The sequence below is a fragment of the Streptomyces sp. NPDC044704 genome (assembly GCF_056433525.1).
In genome coordinates, this window is record NZ_JBWKGY010000003.1 from 101991 (window position 1) to 127421 (window position 25431).

General features: G+C 72.1%; 23 protein-coding genes and 2 tRNA genes. 11 read left to right on the top strand and 14 right to left on the bottom strand.

Annotated elements, in window-relative coordinates:
- Positions 1–48 precede the first annotated feature (48 nt).
- The 3 genes from aroA (at position 49) to AC07B0_RS07955 (ending at position 2838) form a co-directional block, all read left to right on the top strand.
- On the top strand, positions 49–1392 hold the full coding sequence (gene aroA, locus AC07B0_RS07945) for a 3-phosphoshikimate 1-carboxyvinyltransferase (RefSeq protein ID WP_356874490.1): 1344 nt from the start codon (positions 49–51) through the stop codon (positions 1390–1392).
- A gap of 8 nt (positions 1393–1400) precedes the next feature.
- Positions 1401–2411 (top strand): ribosome small subunit-dependent GTPase A, encoded by a 1011-nt coding sequence (gene rsgA, locus AC07B0_RS07950; protein WP_356874492.1) that lies wholly within the window; start codon positions 1401–1403, stop codon positions 2409–2411.
- 103 nt (positions 2412–2514) lie between these two features.
- Complete coding sequence (locus AC07B0_RS07955; RefSeq protein ID WP_030011402.1) at positions 2515–2838, top strand: DMT family transporter; 324 nt, start codon at positions 2515–2517, stop codon at positions 2836–2838.
- On the opposite strand, the gene AC07B0_RS07960 is transcribed toward AC07B0_RS07955, so the two are convergent.
- Positions 2804–3400, bottom strand: a complete 597-nt coding sequence (locus AC07B0_RS07960; protein WP_467290367.1) for a TetR/AcrR family transcriptional regulator — start codon at positions 3398–3400, stop codon at positions 2804–2806. The genes AC07B0_RS07955 and AC07B0_RS07960 overlap by 35 nt on opposite strands.
- A gap of 123 nt (positions 3401–3523) precedes the next feature.
- Here AC07B0_RS07960 and hisN point away from each other — a divergent pair, with 123 nt between their 5' ends.
- Both hisN and AC07B0_RS07970 read left to right on the top strand, forming a co-directional pair.
- Complete coding sequence (hisN, locus tag AC07B0_RS07965; protein WP_469376771.1) at positions 3524–4327, top strand: histidinol-phosphatase; 804 nt, start codon at positions 3524–3526, stop codon at positions 4325–4327.
- Between the two features lie 167 nt (positions 4328–4494).
- A complete protein-coding gene (locus AC07B0_RS07970) occupies positions 4495–4887 on the top strand; it encodes a CBS domain-containing protein (RefSeq protein WP_281210524.1) in 393 nt (130 codons plus the stop codon).
- Between the two features lie 85 nt (positions 4888–4972).
- Here AC07B0_RS07970 and AC07B0_RS07975 read toward each other — a convergent pair whose 3' ends face one another.
- Positions 4973–6442: a catalase gene (locus AC07B0_RS07975; RefSeq protein ID WP_469376769.1), complete on the bottom strand. Its 1470-nt coding sequence runs from the start codon at positions 6440–6442 to the stop codon at positions 4973–4975.
- A gap of 130 nt (positions 6443–6572) precedes the next feature.
- Between AC07B0_RS07975 and AC07B0_RS07980 the strand changes: the two genes are divergently transcribed.
- Complete coding sequence (locus AC07B0_RS07980) at positions 6573–6989, top strand: Fur family transcriptional regulator (protein ID WP_356874502.1); 417 nt, start codon at positions 6573–6575, stop codon at positions 6987–6989.
- Between the two features lie 126 nt (positions 6990–7115).
- Here the strand turns inward: AC07B0_RS07980 and AC07B0_RS07985 are convergent.
- The 4 genes from AC07B0_RS07985 to AC07B0_RS08000 all read right to left on the bottom strand — a co-directional run bounded on the left by AC07B0_RS07985 (position 7116) and on the right by AC07B0_RS08000 (position 12377).
- Positions 7116–7189, bottom strand: a tRNA-Met gene (locus AC07B0_RS07985).
- An 85-nt stretch (positions 7190–7274) separates the two neighbouring features.
- On the bottom strand, positions 7275–9122 hold the full coding sequence (locus AC07B0_RS07990; protein WP_478897305.1) for a sel1 repeat family protein: 1848 nt from the start codon (positions 9120–9122) through the stop codon (positions 7275–7277).
- Positions 9123–9368: 246 nt separating this feature from the next.
- Positions 9369–9442 (bottom strand) — tRNA-Met (locus tag AC07B0_RS07995).
- 52 nt (positions 9443–9494) lie between these two features.
- The gene (locus AC07B0_RS08000) at positions 9495–12377 is read right to left on the bottom strand and encodes a UPF0182 family membrane protein (RefSeq protein WP_356874663.1); all 2883 of its coding nucleotides are present in this window, start codon (positions 12375–12377) and stop codon (positions 9495–9497) included.
- A 157-nt stretch (positions 12378–12534) separates the two neighbouring features.
- On the opposite strand from AC07B0_RS08000, the gene AC07B0_RS08005 reads away from it, so the two are divergent.
- Positions 12535–13107, top strand: a complete 573-nt coding sequence (locus AC07B0_RS08005) for a PPA1309 family protein (RefSeq protein WP_356874506.1) — start codon at positions 12535–12537, stop codon at positions 13105–13107.
- Between the two features lie 24 nt (positions 13108–13131).
- Here AC07B0_RS08005 and AC07B0_RS08010 read toward each other — a convergent pair whose 3' ends face one another.
- The 4 genes from AC07B0_RS08010 to AC07B0_RS08025 form a co-directional block, all read right to left on the bottom strand.
- Complete coding sequence (locus AC07B0_RS08010; protein ID WP_356874508.1) at positions 13132–14220, bottom strand: YlbL family protein; 1089 nt, start codon at positions 14218–14220, stop codon at positions 13132–13134.
- Positions 14221–14325: 105 nt separating this feature from the next.
- The gene (locus AC07B0_RS08015; protein WP_281211018.1) at positions 14326–14523 is read right to left on the bottom strand and encodes a hypothetical protein; all 198 of its coding nucleotides are present in this window, start codon (positions 14521–14523) and stop codon (positions 14326–14328) included.
- 169 nt (positions 14524–14692) lie between these two features.
- The gene (locus AC07B0_RS08020) at positions 14693–15154 is read right to left on the bottom strand and encodes a molybdenum cofactor biosynthesis protein MoaE (protein WP_356874511.1); all 462 of its coding nucleotides are present in this window, start codon (positions 15152–15154) and stop codon (positions 14693–14695) included.
- Between the two features lie 167 nt (positions 15155–15321).
- Positions 15322–16488, bottom strand: coding sequence for an SDR family oxidoreductase (locus AC07B0_RS08025; protein WP_356874513.1), 1167 nt, complete (start codon positions 16486–16488; stop codon positions 15322–15324).
- 191 nt (positions 16489–16679) lie between these two features.
- Between AC07B0_RS08025 and AC07B0_RS08030 the strand changes: the two genes are divergently transcribed.
- A complete protein-coding gene (locus tag AC07B0_RS08030; protein WP_356874515.1) occupies positions 16680–18068 on the top strand; it encodes a zinc-dependent metalloprotease in 1389 nt (462 codons plus the stop codon).
- Positions 18065–18595, top strand: a complete 531-nt coding sequence (locus tag AC07B0_RS08035) for an NUDIX hydrolase (RefSeq protein ID WP_356874517.1) — start codon at positions 18065–18067, stop codon at positions 18593–18595. The genes AC07B0_RS08030 and AC07B0_RS08035 overlap by 4 nt, the downstream gene beginning before the upstream one ends.
- Before the next feature lie 89 nt (positions 18596–18684).
- On the opposite strand, the gene AC07B0_RS08040 is transcribed toward AC07B0_RS08035, so the two are convergent.
- The 4 genes from AC07B0_RS08040 to AC07B0_RS08055 form a co-directional block, all read right to left on the bottom strand.
- Positions 18685–19440: an AIM24 family protein gene (locus AC07B0_RS08040; RefSeq protein WP_356874519.1), complete on the bottom strand. Its 756-nt coding sequence runs from the start codon at positions 19438–19440 to the stop codon at positions 18685–18687.
- A gap of 17 nt (positions 19441–19457) precedes the next feature.
- Positions 19458–20147: an AIM24 family protein gene (locus AC07B0_RS08045; protein WP_356874521.1), complete on the bottom strand. Its 690-nt coding sequence runs from the start codon at positions 20145–20147 to the stop codon at positions 19458–19460.
- A gap of 11 nt (positions 20148–20158) precedes the next feature.
- Positions 20159–21859 carry a TerD family protein gene (locus AC07B0_RS08050; RefSeq protein WP_478897307.1) on the bottom strand — a complete coding sequence of 567 codons (1701 nt, stop codon included), beginning with the start codon at positions 21857–21859 and terminating at the stop codon, positions 20159–20161.
- A 144-nt stretch (positions 21860–22003) separates the two neighbouring features.
- Positions 22004–22600: a M48 metallopeptidase family protein gene (locus tag AC07B0_RS08055; RefSeq protein WP_469376762.1), complete on the bottom strand. Its 597-nt coding sequence runs from the start codon at positions 22598–22600 to the stop codon at positions 22004–22006.
- Between the two features lie 175 nt (positions 22601–22775).
- Here AC07B0_RS08055 and AC07B0_RS08060 point away from each other — a divergent pair, with 175 nt between their 5' ends.
- Both AC07B0_RS08060 and AC07B0_RS08065 read left to right on the top strand, forming a co-directional pair.
- Positions 22776–23987, top strand: a complete 1212-nt coding sequence (locus AC07B0_RS08060; protein WP_469376760.1) for a TOMM precursor leader peptide-binding protein — start codon at positions 22776–22778, stop codon at positions 23985–23987.
- A gap of 73 nt (positions 23988–24060) precedes the next feature.
- Positions 24061–25398 carry an ABC1 kinase family protein gene (locus AC07B0_RS08065; protein ID WP_467290347.1) on the top strand — a complete coding sequence of 446 codons (1338 nt, stop codon included), beginning with the start codon at positions 24061–24063 and terminating at the stop codon, positions 25396–25398.
- Positions 25399–25431: the final 33 nt, after the last annotated feature.

Below are 25431 nucleotides of genomic sequence, written 5' to 3' on the forward strand. Positions count from 1 at the left end.
GACCGCGATCAAGATCTGGGTCCGGAGGAAGCCACTAAAGTGGAGGCCATGACCGAGACCCCCGCGCTCCACACCCTCTGGCCCGCTCCCCTCGCGGACGGGGCCGTCCACGCCACCGTCACCGTGCCGGGCTCCAAATCGGTCACCAACCGCGCCCTCGTCCTCGCCGCGCTCGCCGCCGAGCCGGGCTGGGTGCGCCGTCCGCTGCGCTCGCGCGACTCCCAGCTGATGTCGGACGCGCTGCGCGCGCTGGGCGTCGGCATCGAGGAGACCGTCGCCTCCAGCTCGGCCGACGGGGACAGCGGCGAGGCCTGGCGGATCATCCCGGCCGGCCTGCACGGCCCGGCCACCGTCGACGTCGGCAACGCGGGCACGGTCATGCGCTTCCTGCCGCCCGTCGCCACCCTGGCCACCGGTGACATCCGTTTCGACGGCGACCCGCGCTCCTACGAGCGCCCCCTCGGCGAGGTCATCAACGCCCTGCGCGCCCTCGGCGCCCGCATCGACGACGACGGCCGGGGCGCGCTGCCCCTGACCGTCCAGGGCGGCGGGGCGCTGGAGGGCGGCACGGTCGAGATCGACGCGTCCAACTCCTCCCAGTTCGTCTCCGCGCTGCTGCTGTCCGCCCCGCGCTTCAACCAGGGCGTCGAGGTCCGGCACACCGGTGCGACCCTGCCGTCGATGCCGCACATCCGGATGACGGTCGAGATGCTGCGCGCCGCCGGTGCCCAGGTCGACACCCCCGAGTCCGGGGGCGAGAAGAACGTGTGGCGGGTCGCGCCCTGCGCACTGCTCGGCCGCGACATGGTCGTGGAGCCCGACCTGTCCAACGCCCAGCCGTTCATGGCCGCGGCCCTGATCACCGGCGGCACGGTCACCATCCCCGACTGGCCGCGCCGCACCACCCAGCCCGGTGACGCGCTGCGCCGGATCTTCACGGAGATGGGCGGTTCCTGCGAGCTGACCGACGAGGGCCTGGTCTTCACGGGCACCGGGAAGATCCACGGCATCGACGTGGACCTGTCCGAGGTCGGCGAGCTGACCCCCGGCATCGCGGCGGTCGCGGCGCTGGCCGACTCCGAGTCGGTCCTGCGCGGCGTCTCGCACCTGCGCCTGCACGAGACGGACCGGCTGGCGGCCCTGACGGCCGAGATCAACGGTCTCGGCGGCGACGTCACCGAGACCGCCGACGGCCTGCACATCCGTCCGCGTCCGCTGCGCGGCGGCGTCTTCCACACCTACGACGACCACCGGATGGCGACCGCCGGCGCGGTGATCGGCCTGGCCGTGGAGGGCGTGGAGATCGAGAACGTGGCGACGACCGCGAAGACCCTGCCGGACTTCCCGAAGATGTGGACGGACATGCTCGCCGGAACGGGTGCGGGAGCGTAGGGCCCGTCATGCGCAGGTACGGCAAGCACACCGACGAGGACGACATCCGCCAGCGCCCGAACCCCAAGGGCAACCGGCCGCGGACGAACATCAGGCCCAAGCACGAGGACGCCTCGGAGGGCTTCGTCCTCACCGTCGACCGGGGCAGGCTGACCTGCCTGGTCGAGGACCGCACGGTGCACGCGATGAAGTCGCGCGAACTGGGCCGCAAGGCCGCGGTGGTGGGGGACCGGGTCTGGATCGTCGGCGACCTGTCCGGCAAGAAGGACACCCTCGCCCGGATCGTGCGGATCGAGGAGCGCAGGTCCGTCCTGCGGCGCACCGCGGACGACGACGACCCGTACGAGCGGGTGGTCGTGGCCAATGCCGACCAGCTGGCCATCGTCACGGCGCTGGCCGATCCGGAGCCCCGGCCCCGGATGATCGACCGCTGCCTGGTGGCCGCGTACGACGCCGGGCTGGAGCCGCTGCTCGTCCTCACCAAGTCCGACCTGACGTCCGCCGACAAGATCCTGGAGATCTACTCCACCTTCGGCCTGAACTACGTCGTCACCAACCGCGAGGAGCTGGCGACGGGCGACGCGGCGGAGCGGGTGCGCGAGCGCCTGAACGGCCGGATCACCGCCTTCGTCGGCCATTCGGGCGTCGGCAAGACCACCCTGGTGAACTCGCTGGTCGCCGAGGGCCGCCAGCGCGCCACCGGCCGCGTCAACGCGGTCACGGGCCGCGGCCGGCACACCACGACCTCCGCGCTGGCCCTGCCGCTGCCCTCCGGGGACGGCTGGGTCATCGACACCCCGGGCGTGCGTTCCTTCGGCCTGCACCACGTGGATCCGTCCCGGGTGATCCTGGCCTTCCCGGACCTGGTGCCTGGGACGGAGGAGTGCCCGCGGGCGTGCAGCCACGACGAGCCGGACTGCGCGCTCGACGCGTGGGTGGAGGGCGGCCACGCCGACCCGGCACGCCTGTACTCGCTGCGGCGGCTGCTGCAGACGCGCGAGCGGCGCGAGGGCGACTGACCCCGTCCGGCGGGGCCGGCACTGGTTTACCAGGGGTCACATCGGGATAAATGCTCATCGCACCAAGTGACAGGACGTCACGTGACGCGGGGAGGCACAAGCCATGGCGTGGCTGCTGGTCGTGGTCGCCGGACTCCTGGAGACCGGTTTCGCGGTCTGCCTCAAGCTGTCCCACGGGTTCACCCGGCTGTGGCCGACGGTCGCCTTCGCCTGCTTCGCGCTCGGCAGCTTCGGCCTGCTGACGCTCGCGCTCAAGAAGCTGGACGTCGGCCCGGCGTACGCGGTGTGGACCGGCATCGGTGCGGCCGGGACCGCGATCTACGGCATGGTCTTCCTCGGGGACCTGGTCTCCACTCTGAAACTCGTCTCGATCTCGCTGGTCATCCTGGGGGTCATCGGGCTCCAGCTGTCCGGTTCGGCCCACTGAGCGGCGTACCGGGCGCGGCTCCCTGGAGCGGCAGCAGCCGCCCCGGGCCGGCGTCGTCCTCCCCCGGGGCGAGGACGTAGGAGAGGGCGAGCCGTACGACGAGCTCGCACCGCTGCGCCGGTTCCGGCGCGAGAGCGGCCGCCGCCCGGTCCCGGACGGTACGGACCAGCTCGGCGGGCCCGAGCGCCGGCTGCCCCGGCCGTAACCCCATCGTGGGCGGCGACGGCAGGGCCCCGTCCCAGCATCCCGTCAGCAGGGCCCGTACGAGGGGCTGCGCCCTGGCCTCCCGTACGGTCCACTCCGCGACCGCCGCGAGCCGTTCCGCGGCCGGCGCCGTGGGCCCCTCGGGGGCGAGCGCCCGGTCCACGCCGTCGAGGTACCGGTCGGCGGCGCGGCGCACCAGGGCGCGGCCGAGGCCGGCCTTGCCGCCGAACTCGTTGTAGAGGGTCTGCCGGGACACCCCGGCGACGGCCGCGACCTCGGTCATCCGCACGGCCGGCCAGGGGTGCGCGGACAGGGCGGCTTCGGCCGCTCGCAGCAGGGACTCCCGGGCTGCCGGCATCGTCGCTCCCCCCATGGCCTCTCCCGCCAGAGTTGACGGGGCGCCAGGTCCTGTCAAGGGCGCCTCCCGGCCGCACTGTGGGACCCGTTCGCCGGTCCGCGGGAGTGTCGATACTGTTCGGGCATGCCCGAGTATGACGATGACCTGCGCCTCGCCCTCGAACTCGCCGACGCGGCCGACGCGGCCACGATGGAGCGGTTCCGCGCCCTCGACCTGGCGGTCGAGACGAAGCCCGACATGACCCCGGTGAGCGAGGCGGACACCGCCGCCGAGGAGATCGTCCGGGCCGGGATCCTGGCCGCGCGGCCCTCCGACGCGATCCTGGGCGAGGAGTACGGCCTCAAGGGCGAGGGCCCGCGCCGCTGGGTCGTCGACCCGATCGACGGTACGAAGAACTACGTGCGCGGGGTTCCCGTGTGGGCGACGCTGATCTCCCTCACGACCGAGGGCGCCGACGGGGTGTTCCGGCCGGTCGTCGGGGTGGTCTCCGCCCCGGCACTGGGCCGCCGCTGGTGGGCGGCGAAGGGTTCGGGTGCCTTCGCGGGCGGCGCGCTCGGCGAGACCACCCCCCTCGGGGTGTCGAAGGTCGCCACCCTCGGCGACGCCTCCTTCGCTTACTCCTCGCTGAGCGGCTGGGAGGAGCAGGGCCGGCTGCCCGGCTTCCTGGACCTGACCCGCGCGTGCTGGCGCACCCGGGGCTACGGCGACTTCTGGCCGTACATGATGGTCGCGGAGGGCTCGCTGGACCTGTGCGCCGAGCCGGAGCTGAACCTGTGGGACATGGCCGCCCTCGCGGTCGTCGTCGAGGAGGCGGGCGGGCGTTTCACCAGCCTGGACGGGGCGGAGGGGGTGCACGGCGGGAACGCCGCGGCCTCCAACGGCCTGCTCCACGAGGAGATGCTGGGCCTGCTCCGGCCGCGCGCCTGACCTTCCGCGCGCGGGTGAGTGCGCCGAGCGCGCCCCCTTGTTGGGCCCCCGCCCCCGTGGGAATCTGAGAATCCCCCCGCTTGTGCGCTTGTGAAGCATTTCTCTAGGAGTGCCTCACCGGAGCACCCACCCAAGCGCGGGGACTCACCCAGGAGGTGGCTCTCTTCATGCTCGTCCGCGACGCCATGAGCACCGTGATCCTCACCCTCGGACCCGCGCACACCCTCCGTCAGGCGGCCTGCCTGATGTCCGGCCGGCGCGTCGGCGCGGCCGTCGTCCTCGATCCCGACCACAGCGGCATCGGCATCCTGACCGAGCGCGACATCCTCAACTCCCTCGGCGCCGGTCACGATCCCGACCGGGAGTCCGTGGGCGCGCACACCACCAACAACGTGGTCTTCTGCACCCCGGACGCCACCCTGCGGGAAGCGGCCGAGGCCATGGTGCACGGCGGTTTCCGCCATCTGATCGTGCTGGAGGACGGCGGCCCGGTGGGCATCGTGTCCGTCCGCGACGTCGTCCGCTGCTGGGCGCCGGCCCGGCGGACGGTGCCCGCCTGACCGGCGCCCGTACGCGAAACGGCCGTCGGGCCGGAACCCCGACTGGGAGTTCCGGCCCGACGGCCTGCTACGACAAGCGGGTCAGTCAGCCGCGAAGGGCCTGGACCGCGGCTTCCAGCCGCTTGCCGAAGTCACCGTCCGCCTGGCGGAAGTTGTCGATCGCCCGCTCGGCGATGTCGTCGCGCGAGACCTTGGCGATGAAGCCGGAGAGGTTCTCGATCAGACGGGTCTTCTCGTCCTCGGAGTACAGGCGGTAGAGGTTGCCCGCCTGGACGAAGTCGTTGTCCTCGGCGTGCGAGGGCGTGGCGTGGTTGCCCGTGCCGCCGGTGACGGCGGAGGACTGCCACAGCGGGCGGTCCGTCTGGAAGGGGCCGCCGAAGCTGTTGGGCTCGTAGTTCTTCGCGCCCTTGTGACGGCCGTCGTACAGGAAGCCGTCGCGGGAGTTGGTGCGCGCCTCGGTGGCGTGCGGACGGTTCACCGGCAGGTGGTCGGCGTTGATGCCGACCCGGTAGCGGTGGGCGTCGCCGTACGCGAAGAGACGGCCCTGGAGCATCTTGTCCGGGGAGGGACCGATGCCGGGGACGAAGTGCGCCGGGCTGAAGATGGACTGCTCGACCTCGGCGAAGACGTTCTCCGGGTTGCGGTTGAGCTCCAGCTTGCCGATCTCGATCGGCGGGTAGTCCTCGTGCGGCCACACCTTGGTGAGGTCGAACGGGTTGAAGCGGTACTCCGCCGCCTCGGCCGCCGGCATGATCTGGACCTGGACGGTCCAGGACGGGAAGTCGCCGCGCTCGATGGACTCGCGCAGGTCGCGCTGGTGGGAGTCCGGGTCCTCACCGGCGAGGGCGTTGGCCTCGGCCTGGGTGAGGTTCTTGATCCCCTGGTCGGTCTTGAAGTGGTACTTGACCCAGAAGACCTCGCCGGCCCCGTTGTTCCACTGGAACGTGTGCGAGCCGTAGCCGTTCATGTGGCGGTAGGACGCCGGTATGCCCCGGTCGCCGAACAGCCAGGTCACCTGGTGCGTGGACTCGGGCGACAGGCCCCAGAAGTCCCAGACGTTGTCGGGCTCCTGCGAGCCCGTGTAGGGGTCGCGCTTCTGGGTGTGGATGAAGTCGGGGAACTTGATCGCGTCCCGGATGAAGAAGACCGGGGTGTTGTTGCCGACGAGGTCGTAGTTGCCCTCTTCGGTGTAGAACTTCAGCGCCCAGCCGCGCGGGTCACGGCGGGCGTCGGCGCCGCCGAGGCTGTCGGCGACGGTGGAGAAGCGCAGGAAGGTCTCGGTCTCCTTGCCGACCTCGGAGAGGAACTTGGCCCGGGTCCACTGGGAGACGTCACGCGTGAGGGTGAAGGTGCCGTAGGCGCCGGCGCCGCGGGCGTGCACCACGCGCTCCGGGATGCGCTCGCGGTTGAAGTGGGCGAGCTTCTCCAGCAGCAGCTGGTCCTGGACGAGGACCGGCCCGCCGATACCGGCGGTCTCACTGTTCTGGTTGTCGGCGACCGGAGCCCCGGCCTCCGTGGTGAGCGGTCCCTGCGTCACGTGCGCCTCCTGCGTCATTACTGCTGGTCCTGTCCTTGGTGTTTGCCGTACACGATCCTACGATGGACTTTGTCTAAGTCAAGTAAGCATCCAATTCCACACCGGTTCGGGATCTACACCGAAGCGCCTCGCTGTTAGGCTGGCGTCCATGAGTGACCTGCTGGAACGACTCCGCGGACGCGGCTGGCGCATGACGGCCCAGCGCCGTGTCGTCGCCGAGGTGCTCGACGGTGACCACGTTCACCTGACGGCAGACGAGGTGCACGCGCGCGCCGTGACCAAACTGCCCGAGATCTCTCGAGCCACGGTCTACAACACCTTGGGCGAGCTCGTGAGCCTCGGCGAGGTCCTGGAAGTGTCGACGGACCGGCGCGCCAAGAGGTACGACCCGAACGCCCACCGCCCCCACCAGCACCTGGTCTGCGCCCAGTGCGGCGCGATCCGCGACGTCCACCCGGCGGGCGACCCGCTGGCCGACCTGCCGGCCGGCGAGCGCTTCGGCTTCGTGGTCTCGGCGGTCGAGGTGACGTACCGCGGGGTGTGCCCGAACTGCGCGGGCGCGTAGCCGCGCGACCGGGCGGGAACGCGAGGACGGGCCGGGGGCGGAACCCCCGGCCGTCATTTTTTGCCGCTTGGCATCCGGAAACGACTCGAGGCCCGGATCCATGGGATCCGGGCCTCGGGCCTTCAGTAGCGGGGACAGGATTTGAACCTGCGACCTCTGGGTTATGAGCCCAGCGAGCTACCGAGCTGCTCCACCCCGCGTCGGTAAACCCCACTGTACGGGGAGGCCGACGGCAGATGCAAATCCGTTAACGGGCTCCCCCCGGGGGCCCGGACCGGGCCCGGGTCAGGCGGAGAGTTCCTCGGCCAGCGCGTCGCGCAGCCGGGCCGCCCGCTCCGAGACCTCCGCCGGGCCCAGCTCCATGGCCCGCACGCACCACTTCTGCCCCTCGGCGAGGTCCCCGTGGCGGGCGGCGAGCAGCCCCAGCCGCAGCGCGGCCCGGCCGTGGCCGGCCACCGCGGCGCGGGTCCACCACAGGGCGGCCTCCGGCTCGTTGCCCTCGCGCGCCAGCAGCAGCCCGAGGTTGAAGGCGCCGTTGCGGGAGCCGGCCTCGGCCGCCTCCCGGTACCACCGGGCCGCCACCGCCAGGTCGCCCCGGGCGGCGGCCAGCATTCCGACGCGCACCTGTGCCCGGCGGTGGCCCTGCTCGGCGGCCCGCTCGTACCACTCCTCGCTCTCGGTGCGCGCGGCTCCGCCCGCCGGCTCGCCGAGGGCCACCGGCTCCGGCGGCGGGGCCAGCGACTCCAGCAGCGAGGCCAGCCGGAAGGCGGCCTCGGCGCTGCCGCCGCCCGCCGCGCAGCGCAGGTGCCGCTCGGCGGCCCGCTCGGCGCCGTCCCGCACCAGGGCGATCCCGACCTGGAGCGCCGCGTCGGTGTGCCCGGCCGCGGCAGCCCGCTCGTACCACTTCAGCGCGGTGCGGTCCTCGTCCCGGCTCGCGAAGAGGATCCCGAGGTTGAAGGCCGCGTCCACGCTGCCGGCCTCGGCCGCCTTCGAGAACCAGGGCTCGGCCCCGGCCGCGTCCCCGCCCTGGAGCAGCAGGATCGCGAGCGCGTTGGCCGCCTCCCGGTGCCCGGCGTAGGCGGCCCGGCGGTACCACTGCTCGGCCTGCGCGGTCCGCTCCTGCGCGGCGCACAGCAGGGCGAGGTTGTACGCCCCGTTCTGGTCGCCGGCGTCCATGGCGGCCCGGTACCAGCGTTCCGCGGTCTGGGTCTCCCCCCGCGCGGCGTGCAGCGCGCCCAGCGCGTTCGCGGCGTTGCCGTCGCCGTCCTGTGCGGCCCGGAGCCACCAGGTCGCCGCGTTCTCCTCGTCCCCGGCGTCGCGCAGCAGGAAGCCGAGGGCGCAGGCCGCCCGGGCCTCGCCCTGCTTCGCCGAGCTCAGGTACCAGCGGCCGGCCTCCTTCAGCTCGCCCCGCGCCTCCAGCAGGGCGCCCAAGTGCAGGCCGGCCCGCCGGTGGCCGCGCGCGGCGGCCTGGCGGTACCACTGCTCGGCCTCCTTGGGGTCGCCCTTGCGAAGGTGGCGCGCCAGCCGGTACGCCGCTTCGCGGTGCCCCTGCTCGGCGGCGGCCCGGAACCAGCGCTCCACTCCCTTGTCCCCGCGGTGTTCGAGGAGGTCGGCCAGCCCGTACGCGCCCAGGGCGTGGCCGGACTCCGCCGCCTGGCGCATCCAGTACTCGGCGGCGGGCTCGTCCCCGCGCTCGCGGTAGTGGCGGCCCAGGGCGTGCGCGGCGGGGGCGGATCCGGCGACGGCGGCGACGCGCCACCAGCCGGCGGCCTCGTCGGGGTGGCCGCGCTGGTGCAGGAGGACTCCGAGGTTGTTCGCGGCGGCGCGGTCCCCTTCCCCGGTGGCGCCGCGCAGGTAGGGTTCCGCCCCGGCCAGGTCGCCGCGGCGCAGCAGGAGGGCCCCGAGCACGCTCATGGCTCCGGGGTCGCCCTTGTCGGCCGCCACCCGGTGGCGTGCCTCGAGCTCGGCGTCGGTGGCCCCTTCGGCCTCTCCGAACGCTTCTTCCGTGAACGCCGCATCGGTCAGTGCGTTGTGCGCGTTAACGACCTGAGCCGCCCCACCGGCTTCCGTGACCGACTCGGTCTCCGCCCTCACAAACCGCCCTGTCTCCAGCAGAGTTGACCTGTCCCCCATAAATCCCATCGTCGCATCACCTGCTACCCGCGTACACCTGGTATGTCGCAGCCAGTGAGGTCACTACAGCGTTTTGTCGACATGCCCACAGAGAGACAAGTCAAACACGCTCCTACCCCAACTCACCCGCCCCAGTGACCCCGTGTCCCCCGTGTCCCCCCTCACGGCCCCCCGCACGCCACTCCGGACTCCGCTCCGGACACGACGAAGGCCCGGATCCCATTGGATCCGGGCCTTCGTCTTCAGTAGCGGGGACAGGATTTGAACCTGCGACCTCTGGGTTATGAGCCCAGCGAGCTACCGAGCTGCTCCACCCCGCGTCGGTGAAACCACAGTATCACGACGCGGGACGGGGCCATTACCGCGTTCGGGTCAGCCGCCCGGCTTGGGCGCCGTCAGCTTCGCCTCCGCGTCGATCGCCCGCTTCAGCGCCGCCTCCAGGTCGTCCTGGGCCTTGCCGTAGGCGGACCAGTCGCCGGCCTTCATGGCCTTGTCGGCCTCCTCGACGGCCTTCTGCGCGTCGGAGAGGGCCGCCTTGACCGTCGGGTCCGTGACGGCCGGCGGCTGCGCCGTGCCGTCGCCGGGCTGGGTCGGGTTCGTCGGCGTCGTCGGCGGGGTCGGGGCGGCCGCCCCGAAGACCACGTTGAGCGCCTTCTCCAGGGTGTCCTCGAAGGCCGTCTGACCGCCGTAGGTCACCAGCACCTTGCGCAGCAGCGGGTACTTGAGCCCGGAGCTGCGGACGTAGACGGGCTCCACGTAGAGCATGCCGCCGTCGAGGGGCACCGCGAGCAGGTTGCCGTACTCGATCTCCGAGTCACCACCGCGCAGGAGGCGGATCGACTCGGCGATCTTCGGTTCGGACTGGAACTTGCTCTGCACCTGTCCGGGGCCGTCCGGCGGCTTGCTCGTCGGCATCTTCAGGATTCTGATCTTGCCGTAGTCCGGGGTTCCCGGATCGGCGTTGACCGCCATGAAGGCACTCAGGTTGGGCCGCTCGTTCGGCGTGAACGTCGTGGTGAGCGAGAAGACCTGGTCCTTCTCCTGCTGGCCCGGCATCTTCATCGACAGGTAGTACGGCGGAACCGCCGTGCCGGCCTTGGTGGTCGGGTCGTCCGGGACGGCCCAGGCCTCGCTGCCGCTGAGGAAGGTCTGCGGGTCCGTGACGTGGTACCGCGTGAGGAGCTCGCGCTGGACCTTGAAGAGGTCCTGCGGGTAGCGCAGGTGGTCCATGAGCGGCTTGGAGATCTCGCTCTTGGTCTTGACCGTCCCCGGGAAGGCCTTCATCCAGGTCTTGAGGACCGGGTCCTCGGTGTCCCACTGGTACAGGCTGACCGTGCCGTCGTACGCGTCGACGGTGGCCTTCACCGAGTTGCGGATGTAGTTGACCTGGTTCTCCTGGGCCACCACCGCGCGCTGGCTGTTGGTGAGCGAGTCCGCGGTGCTCTGGCCCAGCGTGGTCCGCGAGGCGTACGGGTAGCCGTTGGTGGTCGTGTACGCGTCGACGATCCAGACGACCCGCTTGCCGATGACGGCCGGGTACGGGGCGCCGTCGATGGTCAGCCAGGGGGCGACCGCCTCGACGCGCTCCTTGGGCGTGCGGTTGTACAGGATCCTCGAACCGTCACCGATGGCCCCGGAGTAGAGGATCTGCGGCTCGTTGAAGGCCAGGGCGTACGCGGCGCGGTTGACCGGGTTGTCGAGGTTGACGCCGGAGCCGCCCTTGTAGCTCGTCTCCTTCTCGCCGTTGTCGTCCGAGTAGTCGAGCTCCTTCTGCGGGCCGCCGACGATCGAGTACTGCTTCGTCTGCTCGCCGTAGTAGATGCGCTGCTCGAAGTCCGTGCCGAACATGCCCTTGGAGGGCAGGTCGGCCTGGGTGAAGTCGGGGGCGCCGTCCTTGACCGTGGTGCCCTTGGCCGCGACCACGCCGTAGCCGTGCGTGTACTTGAAGTGGTCGTTGATCCAGTTGTTCTTCGGGATGCCGCCGATGTTCAGCTCGCGGAGCCCGATGACCGTGTCCTGGCCGCTGTACCGGTCCACGGCGAGCGTGGACGGGAAGCCGTAGTAGCCCTTGACCTGCTGGAGCTGCTGGAAGGCCGGGGAGACGATGTTCGGGTCGAGGAGGCGGACGCTGGCCGTGGTGTCGGCCACCGACCGCAGCTTGGTCCGGTCGTCCGTCTGCGGGACGCCCGGGTAGTCCTTGACCTCGGACCCGGCGATCCCGTAGGCGTCGCGCGTGGCCTTGATGTTCTTCTCGACGTACGGCGATTCCTTGGCCTGCTCGTTCGGCTGGACCTGGAACTTCTGCACGATCGCCGGGTACAGCCCGCCGATCAGGATCGCCGAGAGGACCATCAGGCCGAAGCCGATGACCGGCAGCTGCCAGGTGCGGCGCCACAGGGTGGCGAAGAAGAGCACCGCGCAGATCGCCGCGATGGCGACGAGGATGGTCTTCGCCGGCAGGTAGGCGTTCGCGTCGACGTAGCGCAGGCCCGTCCAGTTGTCGGCGGCCTTGAAGTCGCTGGACTTCACCGCGAGGCCGTACCGGTCGAGCCAGTACGCGATCGCCTTGAAGGTGACGAAGAGGCCGAGCAGCACCGACAGGTGCCCGGTGGCCGCGGCGGTGGCCCGGGCGCCCGGGCTGGTCACGCGCAGACCGCCGTACAGGTAGTGCACGACGACGGCGGCGATCACCGACAGCACGACCGCGGCGAAGCCGAAGCCGAGCAGGAAGCGGTACCAGGGCAGGTCGAAGGTGTAGAAGGACACGTCCAGGTTGAACTGGGGGTCCTTACGGCCGAAGGGCACGCCGTTGACGTACATCAGCCAGGTCTTCCACTGGCCGGCCGCCGAAGCGCCCGCGATCAGCCCGACGATCGCGGCGATGCCCAGGAGCAGCCACTTCTTGTACGGGGCGATGCTCATCCGGTAGCGGTCGAGGCTCTGCTGTTCCAGCGACATCGCGCTGAGCGGCGGCCGCAGCCGGTGCGCCAGCCAGATGTTCAGCCCGACGGCACCCGCCATCAGCAGGCCGAAGACGGCGAAGAGGCCGATCTTGGTCCACAGGGTGGTCGTGAAGACCGTGGAGTACTTGACGGAGCGGAACCAGAGCCAGTCCGTCCAGAAACCGGCGAACATGATGAACGCCATGGCCAGGACGGCCAGGACGCCCAGGGTCGTCAGAAGAGTCCGGGCGCGCCTGGAGGGGCGGCCGACTCTCATCCGTGGCCCGGAGGGGCCTCCGCCGCGGTCCGGCATCTGGAAAGCCAAGGTGCGCACCTCGAAAGTCGCTGAGTCTGGGTACTGATTCCGGGTACTGAGAAGAATCCGGAGCTGGGCCCCCGATGGTAGGGCCCACTCATGCAACTTACTGAGGCTTTAGTCAGTTCCCGGTATCGGGGAGAAAGGAGGCAGGATGTTGTCCATGTCCAACCTTTCGCCTTCCCCCGGCACCCCGATGGCCGCCAGCCCGCTGACCCGTGCCGTCCTGGAGATCGACGAGTACGCCGCCACCCTCGGCTGGGACAAGCCGGCCCGGCTGTTCGCCCTGGTCGACACGGCCCGGCTGCGCAAGCAGGAGCCGGGGCTCGCACGCCAGCTCGGCCTCGACCAGGACGACACCGGCAAGAGCCAGCTCACGCCCATCGAGCAGGATTCGGTGCCGGCCGGGACCCCGCTGGACAAGTTCCTGGGGACCATCGCCTGGCCGGCCGCGATCGTCGGGTGCGCGCTGACGGTGGAGCGGCTGATGCTGCCGCCGTCCGCCGAGGCCTCCGTACCGGAGGGGCTCGGCGACAAGCAGCTGGCCAAGTGGGTCGCCGGGCATCCCGACCGGCAGGAGGTCCGGCTGACCGTGGGCGTCCTGCGCGACGGTTCGCGGGAGTCGGCCGTGCGGCTGCGGGAGAAGGACTCCTCCAGCGAGGTGCTGACCGGCGCGAGCCTGGTGCCGGGCCTGGCCGAGGCGCTGGCCGCGACCTTCCTCGACTAGGCCGGCTCTTCCGGATCCTGCCGGTCAGCGGGTGGTGCACCGCGGGAGGCCCGCGGTGTCGCCCTTGGAGATCTTCTCCAGTGCCTTCGTGGCGTCGTCGATGGTGGAGACCTTGACCAGGGTCAGCCCGTCGGGCACGTGCGAGGCGGCGGAGGCGCAGTTCTCGGCCGGGGTCAGGAAGTACTCGGCCCCGGCCTGACGGGCTCCGATGGTCTTCATCTGGATGCCGCCGATCGGTCCGACCCTGCCGGTGTCGTCGATGGTGCCGGTGCCCGCGATGAACTTTCCGCCGGTCAGGTCCTCCGCGGTCAGCTTGTCGACGATGCCGAGGGCGAACATCAGGCCCGCGCTGGGGCCGCCGACGTCGGCGAGCTTGATGTCGATCGGGAACGGGAAGGTGTGGTCGGTCCCGGCCCGGATGCCGACGATGGCGTGCCCGTCGCCCTCCGCCTTGCCCGCGGTGATGGTGACCTTGGCCGTGGTGGTGGGCTCGCGGCCCGCGCGCTCCGCCTCGGCCGCCTCCGCGGCGGGCACGATGGTGAACTCGACCGGCTCGCCGGGCTTGTGCTTCGTCACGAGCTTGGCCACGTCGGCGGGGTCGGTGACCGCGGCGCCGTCGACGGACCTGATCACGTCTCCCGCGTGCAGCCTGCCCTCCGAGGGGCTGGCCTTGACGACGGAGGAGACGATCACGCGGGCGGTGACCGGGATGCCCAGCTGCTTGAGCGCGGCGACCTTGGCGCTCTCCTGCGACTGGCTGAACTCCTCGGCGTTCTCCTGCGTGGATTCCTTGTCCGTCTTGCCGTTCGGGTAGAGGTTCTCGTGCGGGACGACGATGTTGTCGCCCGCCATCCAGCCGTACACCGCTTCCAGCAGGTTCATGTCGTAGTCGGCGCCGGTGACGCGGACGGTGGTCATGTTGAGGTGGCCACTGGTCGGGTACGTCTTGTGCCCCGAGATACTCAGGACCGGCTCGCCGCGCGAGTCGCCGAGCGTGTTCACCGTCGGGCCCGGGCTCATCTCGGAGTACGGGACCTTGATGAACACCCCGACGCAGAGCAGCGCGAACAGCATGAGGGTGGAGGCGAGCATCGTCGCGGTGCGGCGTGGCATGAATCGACAGTACGGGACGGCCTCGGCGGGCGGCCCCTGGGGCCGGTCCGTACGGGGGCCGTGCGCGGAACTCTCAGAGGATTCTCAGCGGGACCCCCGGGACGCTCAGACGGCGTCGGAACCGGAGTGCGCCTTTTCCTTCGTCCGGGCCTGATCGGCCTTGCCCATGGCCTCACGGAACCTCGCGTAGCCGGCGAGTTCGGATATGTCGCCCTGTGTGCGGTCGCGGGCCGCCCAGCTGCCCCATATCGCCGCTCCGATCGCGGCGAACAGCGGAATCAGCAACCACGCCAGTGATGCCATGGACGTGCCTCCCTGCCCCGAAAGTACGTGTCGTTGGTGGCTTCAACGCTCGTGCCCGGAAAGGGGTTACGCAAATCGAGGGCGTGTTGCGCGGCCGAACGGGTGTGAGGCTACCCCCTTGCGGGGGCAACCCCGCGCCCGGGGGGTTGAGCGGCCGCCGGCCCCGGATTCAGCAGGCGCCGACCCATTCCTCGGTGCCGTCGCTGAAGGTCTGGTGCTTCCAGATGGGGACCTCGTGCTTGAGGTCGTCGATGAGCATCCGGCAGGCCTCGAAGGCCTCGCCGCGGTGAGGGCAGGAGACGGCGACGACCACGGCCAGGTCGCCCACGGCCAGGTCACCGATGCGGTGGACGGCCGCGAGGGCGCGGACCGGGAACTTCGCCACGACGCGCTCGGCGACGCGGCGCATCTCGGCCTCGGCCGTCGGGTGCGAGGAGTAGCCGAGCGAGTCGACGTCGGCCCCGCCGTCGTGGTCGCGCACCGTGCCGACGAACAGGGTCGTGCCGCCCGTCGAGTCGTCGCCGACGGCCTGGAATACCTCGTCGATCGACAGCGGGGTCTCACGGATCGCGAGCAGCCGGATCGGGTCCGGAGCGGCCTGCTCGCCGGGGTGGTCGAAGTGCGGTGCCATGTCTTCCATCGTGCCCTAGCCGCTGACGTGGCGGAATAGCCGATTCGCCCGGTCCGGGCCCGCGGGGTTGGGAGTCTCCTACAGGAACCGGGCCCCGCACGGCCCGGCGCGGACGGTTCCGGGCGCGGCGGGCGGGCGGGAAGGCAGGCGGGCGGGCGGGCGCGGGGTCAGATGCCGCGGCGCTTGCGGGCGCGGCGGACGGCGGCGGCCGCTCCGAGCAGGGCGACCGTCGCTCCGGCGGCTCCGGCGGCCGTGGCGGCGTCCTTGCGGCCCAGACGCCGGCCGGCGACGGTGTGCCGGCCCGCCACCTCCTGGAGCAGCTCGGCCAGCACCTCCTCGTTGGTCCAGCGCGGCCGCCAGCCCGCCGCGTGCAGTCCGCTGACGCTGACGACCCACGGGTGCATCGTGTACGCGAGGTCCCCGGCCGGTGAGGGGGTCAGGCCGATCCGGTGGAGCCGGGCCGCGGCGCCCAGGGCGACGGCCGAGGGGAGCTCCATGCGGCGGATGCCGCTCAGCTCCTCGACCTCCTCCTGTTCCAGCCATCCCTCGCAGCCGACGGCCAGCTCGCCCTCGGCCTTCTCCAGCGCCGCGTACTCCAGGGCGCTGACCAGGTCCTCGACGTGGCAGAACTGCCAGGTGGGCCGGGATCCGGCGACGACGAGCAGGCGCGGGGACTCGAAGTACCTGGTCAGGGCGGTGTCGGTGCCGCCGACGAGGACCGCCGGGCGGACGACCGTCACGTTGAGGCCGGGGTGCGCGCGGGGGGCCCTGCGGCCCAGGCGCTCGATCTCCAGCAGGTCGCCGACCCCGGTGGCCTCGGCGGTGGCCCGCAGCTCGGAGTCCTCCGAGAGCGGGATGTCGTTGTCGGGGAGCGCTCCGTAGACCATCGCCGAGGTGCAGAGCACGACCCGGTGGACGCCGGCCGCCGCGGCGGCGGTCAGGACGGTCTGGGTCCCGCGCACGTTGTACGCGGTACGGGTCGCCGGGTCGGTCTCCAGGTCGAGGTCGAGCGCGAGGTGGACGACCACGTCCGCGCCGCGCAGTTTCTCGGCGATCGCGGGATCGCGCACGTCGAGGAGGTGCCAGTGCGCCTCGGCGCAGTCCCCGCGCCGCTCGTCGATGGCGACGACCTGCTTGACCTCGTCGGATGCGACGAGGCGGGCCACCAGGGCCGCGCCCACTCCGGACGCGGCACCGGTCACCGCGATCACGGGGCTGCGGCGCCGGGGCTCGGCCTGGTTTCGCGGCTGGCGAACGCCGGGGGCGCTGTCGCCTGGTTCAGGGCGGTTTTCGGCGTCGTGCGGCGCGCGAGCATGCGGATCTGGGGAACTCACCGGGCGTCTCCAGCGGTTGTCTTCAGTAGGGACGCGCCGTGACGCGTACCCACCAGGTGATGTCCATCCTGCCGCAGCCCAGGAGTCGGCGGAGCACCGAGCCCGGAAGCGGGTCAGGTGTCTAGGCTGGGTGGTGTTGCCGGACCATCGCCGTCGGCTCCCGCCGGCGGCCCTACGAGCCGAGGAAACCCGTGAGCGACACCCCATTCGGATTCGGCCTTCCGCCGGAGGAGCCGGAGAACGGCGACGAGGGCAAGAAGGGCGGCCAGGGCGGCCCCGCGAATCCGTTCGGGTTCGACCCCGCCGGTCTTCCGGGCGGCGCGGACAATCCGTTCGCCGCGATGTTCGGTTCGATGAACCCCAATGACCTCGGTGCGGCCTTCCAGCAGCTCGGCCAGATGCTGAGCTACGAGGGCGGTCCCGTGAACTGGGACATGGCCAAGGACATCGCCCGCCAGACCGTCGCGCAGGGCACGGCGGACGGCGTGAAGGACACGAGCGTCGGCCTCGCGGAGAAGGCCGCCGTCGAGGAGGCCGTGCGCCTGGCCGACCTGTGGCTGGACGGCGTCACCTCCCTGCCGTCGGGGGCCAACGCGGCCGTCGCGTGGAGCCGCGCCGAGTGGGTCGAGGCGACCCTCCCGGTGTGGAAGGAGCTGGTGGACCCGGTCGCCGAGCGCGTCGGCGCGGCGATGGGCGGGGTGCTGCCCGAGGAGATGCAGGCCATGGCGGGCCCGCTGCTCGGCATGATGCGCTCCATGGGCGGGGCCATGTTCGGCCAGCAGATCGGCCAGGCCGTGGGCGTGCTCGCGGGCGAGGTCGTCGGCTCGACCGACATCGGGCTGCCCCTGGGCCCGGCCGGGCGGGCGGCGCTGCTGCCGCTGAACATCGAGGGCTTCGGCAAGGACCTGGGCGTCCCCTCGGACGAGGTACGGCTGTACCTGGCGCTGCGCGAGGCGGCGCACGCCCGGCTGTTCGCGCACGTTCCGTGGCTGCGCTCGCACCTGTTCGGGGCCGTGGAGGGCTACGCGCGGGGCATCAAGGTCGACACCTCGAAGCTGGAGGACGTGGTCGGCCAGCTCGACCCGTCGAACCCGGAGCAGCTCCAGGAGGCGTTGCAGGGCGGCATGTTCCAGCCGGAGGACACTCCGGAGCAGAAGGCCGCCCTGGCCCGCCTGGAGACGGCTCTCGCGCTGGTCGAGGGCTGGGTGGACGCGGTCGTGCACGAGGCGGCCAAGCCCCGGCTGACCTCGGCGGACGCCATGCGCGAGACGATGCGCCGGCGCCGTGCCTCGGGCGGTCCGGCGGAGCAGACCTTCGCGACGCTGATCGGCCTGGAGCTGCGTCCGCGCCGGCTGCGGGACGCCTCCCGGCTGTGGGCCTCGCTCACCGACGCGCGGGGCGTGGACGGCCGCGACGGGCTGTGGGAGCACCCGGACATGCTGCCGACGGCCTCCGACCTGGACGACCCGGACGGGTTCGTGCACCGCGAGCAGCTCGACTTCTCCGAGATCGACAAGATGCTCGGCGAGGCGGCCGAGAAGCGTGACCGTCGCGACGACGAGGGTGAAGAGAAGAAGTGAGCCTGCACGAAGACGCGGTCCTGGTACTGAAGCGGTACGAGGGCCAGCCGGAACTGCGCGAGCTGTACCTGGAGCACCTGGCGGCCCATCCGGACGGGGTCTACAAGCCCTGCACGGCCGGGCACGTCACGGGCAGCGCCCTGGTCGTCGACCCGGTGCGCGGCCGGGTGCTGCTGACCCTGCACAAGAAGCTCGGCCTGTGGCTGCAGATGGGCGGCCACTGCGAGCCCGGTGACGCCACGCTGGCCGACGCGGCGCTGCGCGAGGCCGTCGAGGAGTCGGGGATCGCCTCCGGGCTGACCCTGCTGCCGGGCGGGCCGCTGCGGCTGGACCGGCATCCGATCCCGGCGCCGTGCAACTGGCACCTGGACGTGCAGTACGCGGCGCTGGCTCCGGCCGACGCGGTCGCGGAGATCAGCGAGGAGTCGCTCGACCTGCGCTGGTTCCCGTACGAGGAGGTGGCGGCGGTGGCCGACACCTCGGTCGTGCGGCTGGTGGAGGCGACGCGGGAGCGGCTCGGCGCCTGAGGCGACGTGCCGTGACGCGTGATGCGTGACGTGCCGGAGGGGCGGGCCCGTGCGGGCCCGCCCCTCCGGCGCGTTCGCGGTGCCGTCCGTCAGTTCCAGGCGTTGTTCTGGTTCTGGGAGTGGGCTCCGTGCTGGCCCATCCCGAACTGCGCGGCGGCGCCCTGTCCGATCTGGGCGTTCTGCGGCGGCAGGACCTCGCTGGGCTGCACCAGCGCGAAGCCGGTGCCGAGGAAGCTGAGCTCCCAGCCCTCGCCGGTGTTGCCGCGGCGCCGCCAGACCCCGGTGGAGTGGGTCTGGGCCTGCATCTGCACGCGCAGCGAGGTGGACCAGGCGACGATCGCGTCGGCGTCGGCGTTGACGTACTTGTCCGGGGTGACCTGCATCATCAGGGGCTGCCCGGAGGTCATCAGGGCGACCTTGCCGCGGCCGCTGATGTTGAGCTGGTACTTGCCCGAGCCGGAGATGCCGTACTGGCTGTCCACCGCGATGGCCTCGGTGTGCAGGGTGGAGTCCAGGGCCAGCACGTAGCTGCTGTCGACGGTGAGGCCGTCCTGGTCCACGTCCACGACGTGGACGTACTGGGCGAGGTTGGCCAGGTAGACGGTGCCCTGCCCGGAGCAGCGCATGAGGTCCAGGCCCTCGCCGGTGCGGGCGCGGGCGGTGCGCTGGCCGCTGCTCTGGTACTCCCCGTCGAAGTCGATGATGCCCTGGTAGGCGACCATCGCCCCCTTGCGGGCGAGAACGTCGTCGGTGCCGCTCAGGGAGACCCGCAGGAGCTGGGGGTTCTGGACGGTGTACCGGTCCTGGGACTGCGCTTCCGCGTAGCCGAAAAGTGCGCTCTGCATGATGTGTCCGCTCCCCCTCAGCCCCGGGCCCGGAGCCGGTCGGTGCTGTCCTCGCTGGGCTGTACGACGACGATGCCCGTGCCGGAGAAGGCCATCTGGTAGGCCTCCCCGCTGCCCCGGCCGATCATCGACGAGGCCTTGAAGCTGCGCTTCCCCTTGACCTTGAGGTTCGGGGACCAGGCGACGAGCGCGTCCGGGTCGACGTACGTCTCGTCCTCGCCGCGGCCGCAGTCGACCACGATCGGGGTGCCGCGGGAGGTGATCGCGACCCATCCCGTGCCGGCGATCTGGACGTTGAACAGGCCCTGGCCGGCGAACTTCGCCATGCCCTTGACCCGCTCGACGCCCCACTGGAGGTGGGCGTCGAAGGCGAGGAGGTTGGTCCCGTTGACGGACAGGGCGTCGTTGTTGAGGTTGATGCAGACGACGTCGGCGCCGTAGTCGGCGAGGTAGAGCAGGCCGTCGCCGGTGGCCTTCATGAGCGGGGCGCCCTCGCCGGTCAGCCACTGGGAGGCCATCTGGCGCACGGCGGGCGGGTTGGGCTCGTACTGGACGAAGCCCTCGTAGGCGACCATCGAGCCGGTGCGGGCGAAGAGGTCCTGGCCGCTCTGCATGGCGACCTTGAGCATGGCCCGGCCGTGGTTCTCCATGCGGGCCGTGACGGGGGTGGGGGCGTAGCCCGCGAGCTGCTGGTTCGTTGCGTTCATGACGGGCTCCCTCAGACCTCGTACGGCTGGACGACGATGAAGTTGCCGGGAGCGCCGCGGAACTGGAGGTTCACGGTCTCCCCGCTGTGGCCGGGGTAGGCGTTGCGGCGCAGCCGGACCTGGCTGGAAATGATCACCTGGGAGGCGGCCGACCAGGCGACGATGGCGTTGCTGTCCGCGAACGTGGTCGGGGTGACGGGCAGGACGACGGGGACGCCCTGCGTCTTGACGATCACCGTTCCCGAGCCCTGGAAGAGCATGGTGAACAGGGCCCCGCCCGGAATGCCGTGACCCTCGATGCGGCGGACCTCGTGCTGGAGCGACTCGTCGAAGGCGAGGACGTTCTCGGCGGAGACGCAGATCCCGTCGCCCTGGAGCTCGATGGCGTGCAGGTGGGCGCCGTTCTCGGCGAGGAAGACCTGGCCGCGGCCGGTGCAGCGCATCAGCTGCATCTCCTGGCCGGTGGCGTTGCCGACGATGCGGCCCGCGAAACCGGCTCCCTTGTAGCTGAAGTCGACCTTGCCCTGGTAGAGGACCATGCTGCCCTGGCGGGCGAGGACGGCCTGGCCGCCCATCGACAGGTCGACCCGCATGAGCTGCTGGTTCTGCGGGGTCCAGCGGGCGCCCGTGGGCGCCTCCTTGTACGGCTGGAGCGCGGCCGCGAGACCGGCTCCGGGACCGGCGGCCTGGGGGGCCTGGCCGTAGGGAGCCTGCTGGCCGTAGCCGGGCTGCTGCCCGTACGGGGGCGGCTGCTGGCCCGGGATCTGGCCGTACGCGGGCTGCGGCGGCTGCTGGCCGTAGGGCGCGGGGGCCGGGGGCGGCACCTGGCCGCCGTACGAGGGCTGCGGCGGCTGGCCGTACGAGGGCGGGCCGGGCTGCTGCGGGGGGTGCGGCGGCTGGCCGTAGGGCGCGGCCGGGGCCAGCGGGGCGACCATGGTCGGGGCGGTGTGCACGGGGGCCGGGGGCTGCTGCGGGGCGGGCGCCTGCGGGGCGGGTGCCTGCGGGGCGGGTGCCTGCGGGGCGGGCGCCTGTGCCGGGGCGCCGAAGGACGGCGCGGGGGCGGGCGGCTGCTGCTGGACGGGCGCGCCGAACGACGGGGCCGGGGCGGCGCCCTGCGGCGGCGGGGCGAACCCGGGCGCGGCGCCCTGCGGCGGTGCCGGCTGGGCGGCCTGCTGCGGCTCCTCCTCGGCGACCTCGCCGCCGAAGTGCTGGAGCAACGCGGCGAGGCCGCCGTCGAAGCCCTGGCCGACGGCGGCGAAGCGCCACACGTCCTTGAGGTAGAAGTCGCCGATCATCAGCGCGCGCTCGGTGCTGAACTCGGAGCCGTTGAACGCGTAGCGGACGACTTCCTCGCCGCCGGCGACGATCCGGATGTAGCCGGGGCCGATCTGCGACATCTGCCCGGCGCCGTCGAGGGTGGCGGAGAAGGAGAGCCGGTGGATGGACGACGGGATCCGGTCGAGCGTCACCCGGAAGGATTCCGTGTCGCCGGCCTGCGCGCCGAGCTGCTGGATGGACTCTTCCGGCGACTTCGGCTGGTTGAAGAAGACGAAGTAGCGGTCGTCCGAGAGCTGCTCGTTCGCGTCGAGGCCGAAGCAGCTGATGTCGAAGGTGAGTCCGGGCCCGGAGATCTGGACGCCCACGTACAGATCGGTACCCGCCGTCAGATCACTGATCTTGGCCTTGTGGCCGCGTTGGAATTCCCTGGCCATACGTCCGACCGTCCCCCATTCCGACTGTGAATGCCTGCCGCTGCATGCGTGCCGCTCAGGCTAACGGCTCCGGCCGACATCCGGCCAAGTCGGTACCGACCCGGTACAAACGCGTACCGCGGCGTGCGCTCGCGTGGCGCGGGGTCATTCCTCGCGGGCTGCCGGAACCTTCGGCAGGCGTTCCGCCGCGACCACTCCTTCGAGGTAACCGCGGGCCCGTTCGGTCTTCGGATAGGCCTCCAGCAGCTCCCAGAAGCGGGGGCCGTGGCCGGGCACGAGGAGGTGGGCCAGCTCGTGCAGCAGCACGTAGTCGACCACGTACTCGGGCATGCCCTGGAGCCGGTGCGAGAGCCGGATGCTGCCCTCGGCGGGGGTGCAGGATCCCCAGCGGGTGTTCTGGTTGGTCACCCAGCGCACCGAGCGGGGGCGGGCACGGGCGCTGAAGTACTGCTCGGACAAACGCGCGGCGCGTTCGGTGAGTTCCGCGTCGCCGAGGGTCCTCTTGCTCTCCTGGGCGGCGAGCTTGTCCAGCATCACCCCCACCCAGCGGCGCTCCTCCGCCTCGGACATCCGGGCAGGGATCAGGACGACCGTACGGTCACCCTCGCGGTAGGCGGATACGGTCCTGCGGCGGCGCGCGCTCCGGCGGACTTCGACGGCGCGCTGCGGTGGATCGGCGGACACGCCTCGAAGGTACCCGGTCGCCGTGGCGGAAGTCCCGCGCGTCCGCGGTTCGAACATGATCGATTCGTTGCGAATTCCAGAAACACCCCTTTTCTCCATCTCATATGCCTAATACCCCTCGCCTGTGGACGAATTCCCGCACGTCGCGCGACGTGCGGGCATGGTGATCGAAAGCGGTGAATCGGGACGGGCGGATCCCCCCGGCGGGATCCGCGCATCGAAGGGGGCTGTCGTGTATCCGAAGGTGAAACCCGCGCTGGCACGGGCCTGGCGCGATCTGCAGACGGTGCAGTTCGGGGTGACTCCCGCCCACGCGGTGGTGCTCGGTCCGGTGGACACGGCCACCGGCTCGCTCATCGACCGCATCGACGGGACGCGGAGCATGGACCTGCTGCGGGCGGAGGGCGCCGGGATGGGTCTGCCCGAGGGGCGGGTGGACGAGCTGGTGCGGCGGCTCGCGGGGGCGGGGCTGCTCGACGACGTCACCGCGGGCGGGCCACGGGCCCAGGCCGTCCGGCGGCGGCCCGAGACCCTGGAGCGGCTGGGGCCCGACCTGGGCTCGCTGTCGCTGGTGCACCGGGAGCCCGGTGGTGACTTACGGGGCGCCGCGGCGCGCAGGGCGATACGGGTCCAGGTGCGCGGGAGCGGACGGGTGGGGGCGGTCATCGCCGCCGTCCTGGCGGGAGCGGGGGTGGGGCGGGTCGAGGTGCTCGACGGGGGCCGGGTGCTGCCGGCCGACGTGGCTCCGGGCGGGCTGGGTCCCGCGAGTGTCGGGCGGCTGAGGGCCGAGGCGGCGGGGGCGCTGGTGCGGGACGCGGCCCCGGGGCGGGGGCCCCGGGCCGGGGAGCCGGCGGGGCCGGAGCCGGGGCTCGCCCTGGTGGTGGTCGCGCCCCGGGACGGGTTGCAGTCCTGGGCGCCCGATCCGCACACGGCGGCCGACTGGGTGGCCACCGGCACCCCGCACCTCTACGCGGGAGTACTGGAGGCAACCGGTCTGGTGGGGCCACTGGTGCTGCCGGGGTCCACGGCCTGCGCGGGGTGCATGGAACGCGACCGGGTCGACCGGGACCCGGCCTGGCCGCGGATGCTGGTCCAGTGGCGCTCGGCGCACCGCCGCCGCGCGACGGCCGCCTGCGATCTGGCCCTCTCGACGGCGGTGGCCGGCCTGGCGGCGGCCCACGCCCTGTCCTTCCTCGACGGGGAGGTGCCCGCTTCGGCGGGCGCCCGCTGGGAGGCCGCGCTGCCGGGTCTGTCCTGGGACCGCTCGGCGGTGTGGCCTCATCCGGACTGCCCTTGCGGGGCGGCGACGGCACGCGAGCCGGCTCCGCCCCGGCCACCGGGCCTGGGCGGCGGTGCGGGCGACGGCGACGGCGACGGCGACGGTCGAGCGGCGCTGCAGGACGCCGGGGCAGGATCGGGCGCGGACCGCCGGAGTCGGCCATGACAGGATGCGTCGGAACCGTGGATCGCCTTGAACCGCCGCTTGCGGCGCAGCTGTCTGGGAACTGGAGGGGCGCATGTCTGATCTTCCCCGGAAGGCGGTCACCCGTACCGTCAAGCTGGCCGCGCTGCCACTCGGGTTCGCGGGCCGGGCCACCTGGGGGCTGGGCAAGCGGATCGGCGGCAAGTCGGCCGAGATCGTCGCCCGTGAGCTCCAGCAGCGCACCGCCGAGCAGTTGTTCCGCACGCTCGGTGAACTGAAGGGGGGCGCGATGAAGTTCGGGCAGGCCCTTTCGGTGTTCGAGTCGGCCCTGCCCGAGGAGATCGCCGGGCCCTACCGGGCGGCGTTGACCAAGCTTCAGGAGGCGGCCCCGCCGCTGCCGGCGGCCCGGGTCCACGAGGTGCTGGCGGAGCGTCTGGGCGAGGACTGGCGCGAGCTGTTCGAGGAGTTCGAGGACAAGCCGGCCGCGGCCGCCTCGATCGGGCAGGTGCACCGGGCGGTGTGGCACGACGGACGGCAGGTGGCGGTCAAGGTCCAGTACCCGGGGGCCGGTGAGGCGCTGCTGTCCGACCTCAAGCAGCTGGGCCGCTTCGCCGGACTGCTGGGGCCGCTGGTCCCCGGCATGGACATCAAGCCGCTGATCACCGAGATGCGCGACCGGGTCGCGGAGGAACTGGACTACGAGCTGGAGGCCGAGGCCCAGCGCACGCACGCGGACGCCTTCGACGACGACCCGGACGTGGTCGTGCCGGACGTCGTGCACCAGGGCGACGAGGTGCTGGTGACCGAGTGGATCGAGGGCACCCCGCTGTCGGAGGTGATCGCCGACGGAACCCAGGAGGAACGCGACCGCGCCGGGCAGCTGTTGGCCCGGTTCCTGTTCTCGGGCCCGGCCCGGACGGGGCTCCTGCACGCCGATCCGCACCCGGGCAACTTCCGCCTGATAGCGGGGGCGGACGGCCGGACGCGGCTGGGCGTACTGGACTTCGGCACCGTCGACCGGCTGCCCGGCGGCTGGCCCAAGCCCATCGGCCGGTCCCTGCGGATGACGCTGGACGGTGATGCCGAGGGGGTCTACGGGCACCTGCGGGCGGAGGGGTTCGTGCGGGATTCCATCGACCTCGACCCGGAGGCCGTGCTCGACTACCTCAAGCCGATCATCGAGCCCGCCGAGGCCGAGGAGTTCACCTTCACCCGGCCGTGGCTGCGCGGCCAGGCGGCGCGGATCGCCGATCCCCGCTCCCCCGCGCACCAGTTGGGGCGCCAGATCAATCTGCCGCCGTCGTACCTGCTGATCCACCGGGTGACGCTGAGCACCATCGGGGTGCTGTGCCAGCTGGGCGCGACGGTGCGGCTGCGGGACGAACTGGACGCCTGGCTCCCGGGGTTCGCGCCGGAGGACGGGCCCGCGTAGGGAGCGGAGCCGGCCCCGGGCGCGGCCCGGGGG

Bases quoted from the DNA above. Each gene is read 5' to 3' on its own strand.
- aroA (WP_356874490.1), top strand. From the start codon at position 49: ATGACCGAGACCCCCGCGCTCCACACCCTCTGGCCCGCTCCCCTCGCG.
- rsgA (WP_356874492.1), top strand. From the start codon at position 1,401: ATGCGCAGGTACGGCAAGCACACCGACGAGGACGACATCCGCCAGCGC.
- AC07B0_RS07955 (WP_030011402.1), top strand. From the start codon at position 2,515: ATGGCGTGGCTGCTGGTCGTGGTCGCCGGACTCCTGGAGACCGGTTTC.
- AC07B0_RS07960 (WP_467290367.1), bottom strand. From the start codon at position 3,400: ATGCCGGCAGCCCGGGAGTCCCTGCTGCGAGCGGCCGAAGCCGCCCTG.
- hisN (WP_469376771.1), top strand. From the start codon at position 3,524: ATGCCCGAGTATGACGATGACCTGCGCCTCGCCCTCGAACTCGCCGAC.
- AC07B0_RS07970 (WP_281210524.1), top strand. From the start codon at position 4,495: ATGCTCGTCCGCGACGCCATGAGCACCGTGATCCTCACCCTCGGACCC.
- AC07B0_RS07975 (WP_469376769.1), bottom strand. From the start codon at position 6,442: ATGACGCAGGAGGCGCACGTGACGCAGGGACCGCTCACCACGGAGGCC.
- AC07B0_RS07980 (WP_356874502.1), top strand. From the start codon at position 6,573: ATGAGTGACCTGCTGGAACGACTCCGCGGACGCGGCTGGCGCATGACG.
- AC07B0_RS07990 (WP_478897305.1), bottom strand. From the start codon at position 9,122: ATGGGGGACAGGTCAACTCTGCTGGAGACAGGGCGGTTTGTGAGGGCG.
- AC07B0_RS08000 (WP_356874663.1), bottom strand. From the start codon at position 12,377: ATGCCGGACCGCGGCGGAGGCCCCTCCGGGCCACGGATGAGAGTCGGC.
- AC07B0_RS08005 (WP_356874506.1), top strand. From the start codon at position 12,535: ATGTTGTCCATGTCCAACCTTTCGCCTTCCCCCGGCACCCCGATGGCC.
- AC07B0_RS08010 (WP_356874508.1), bottom strand. From the start codon at position 14,220: ATGCCACGCCGCACCGCGACGATGCTCGCCTCCACCCTCATGCTGTTC.
- AC07B0_RS08015 (WP_281211018.1), bottom strand. From the start codon at position 14,523: ATGGCATCACTGGCGTGGTTGCTGATTCCGCTGTTCGCCGCGATCGGA.
- AC07B0_RS08020 (WP_356874511.1), bottom strand. From the start codon at position 15,154: ATGGCACCGCACTTCGACCACCCCGGCGAGCAGGCCGCTCCGGACCCG.
- AC07B0_RS08040 (WP_356874519.1), bottom strand. From the start codon at position 19,440: ATGCAGAGCGCACTTTTCGGCTACGCGGAAGCGCAGTCCCAGGACCGG.
- AC07B0_RS08045 (WP_356874521.1), bottom strand. From the start codon at position 20,147: ATGAACGCAACGAACCAGCAGCTCGCGGGCTACGCCCCCACCCCCGTC.
- AC07B0_RS08050 (WP_478897307.1), bottom strand. From the start codon at position 21,859: ATGGCCAGGGAATTCCAACGCGGCCACAAGGCCAAGATCAGTGATCTG.
- AC07B0_RS08055 (WP_469376762.1), bottom strand. From the start codon at position 22,600: ATGTTCGAACCGCGGACGCGCGGGACTTCCGCCACGGCGACCGGGTAC.
- AC07B0_RS08065 (WP_467290347.1), top strand. From the start codon at position 24,061: ATGTCTGATCTTCCCCGGAAGGCGGTCACCCGTACCGTCAAGCTGGCC.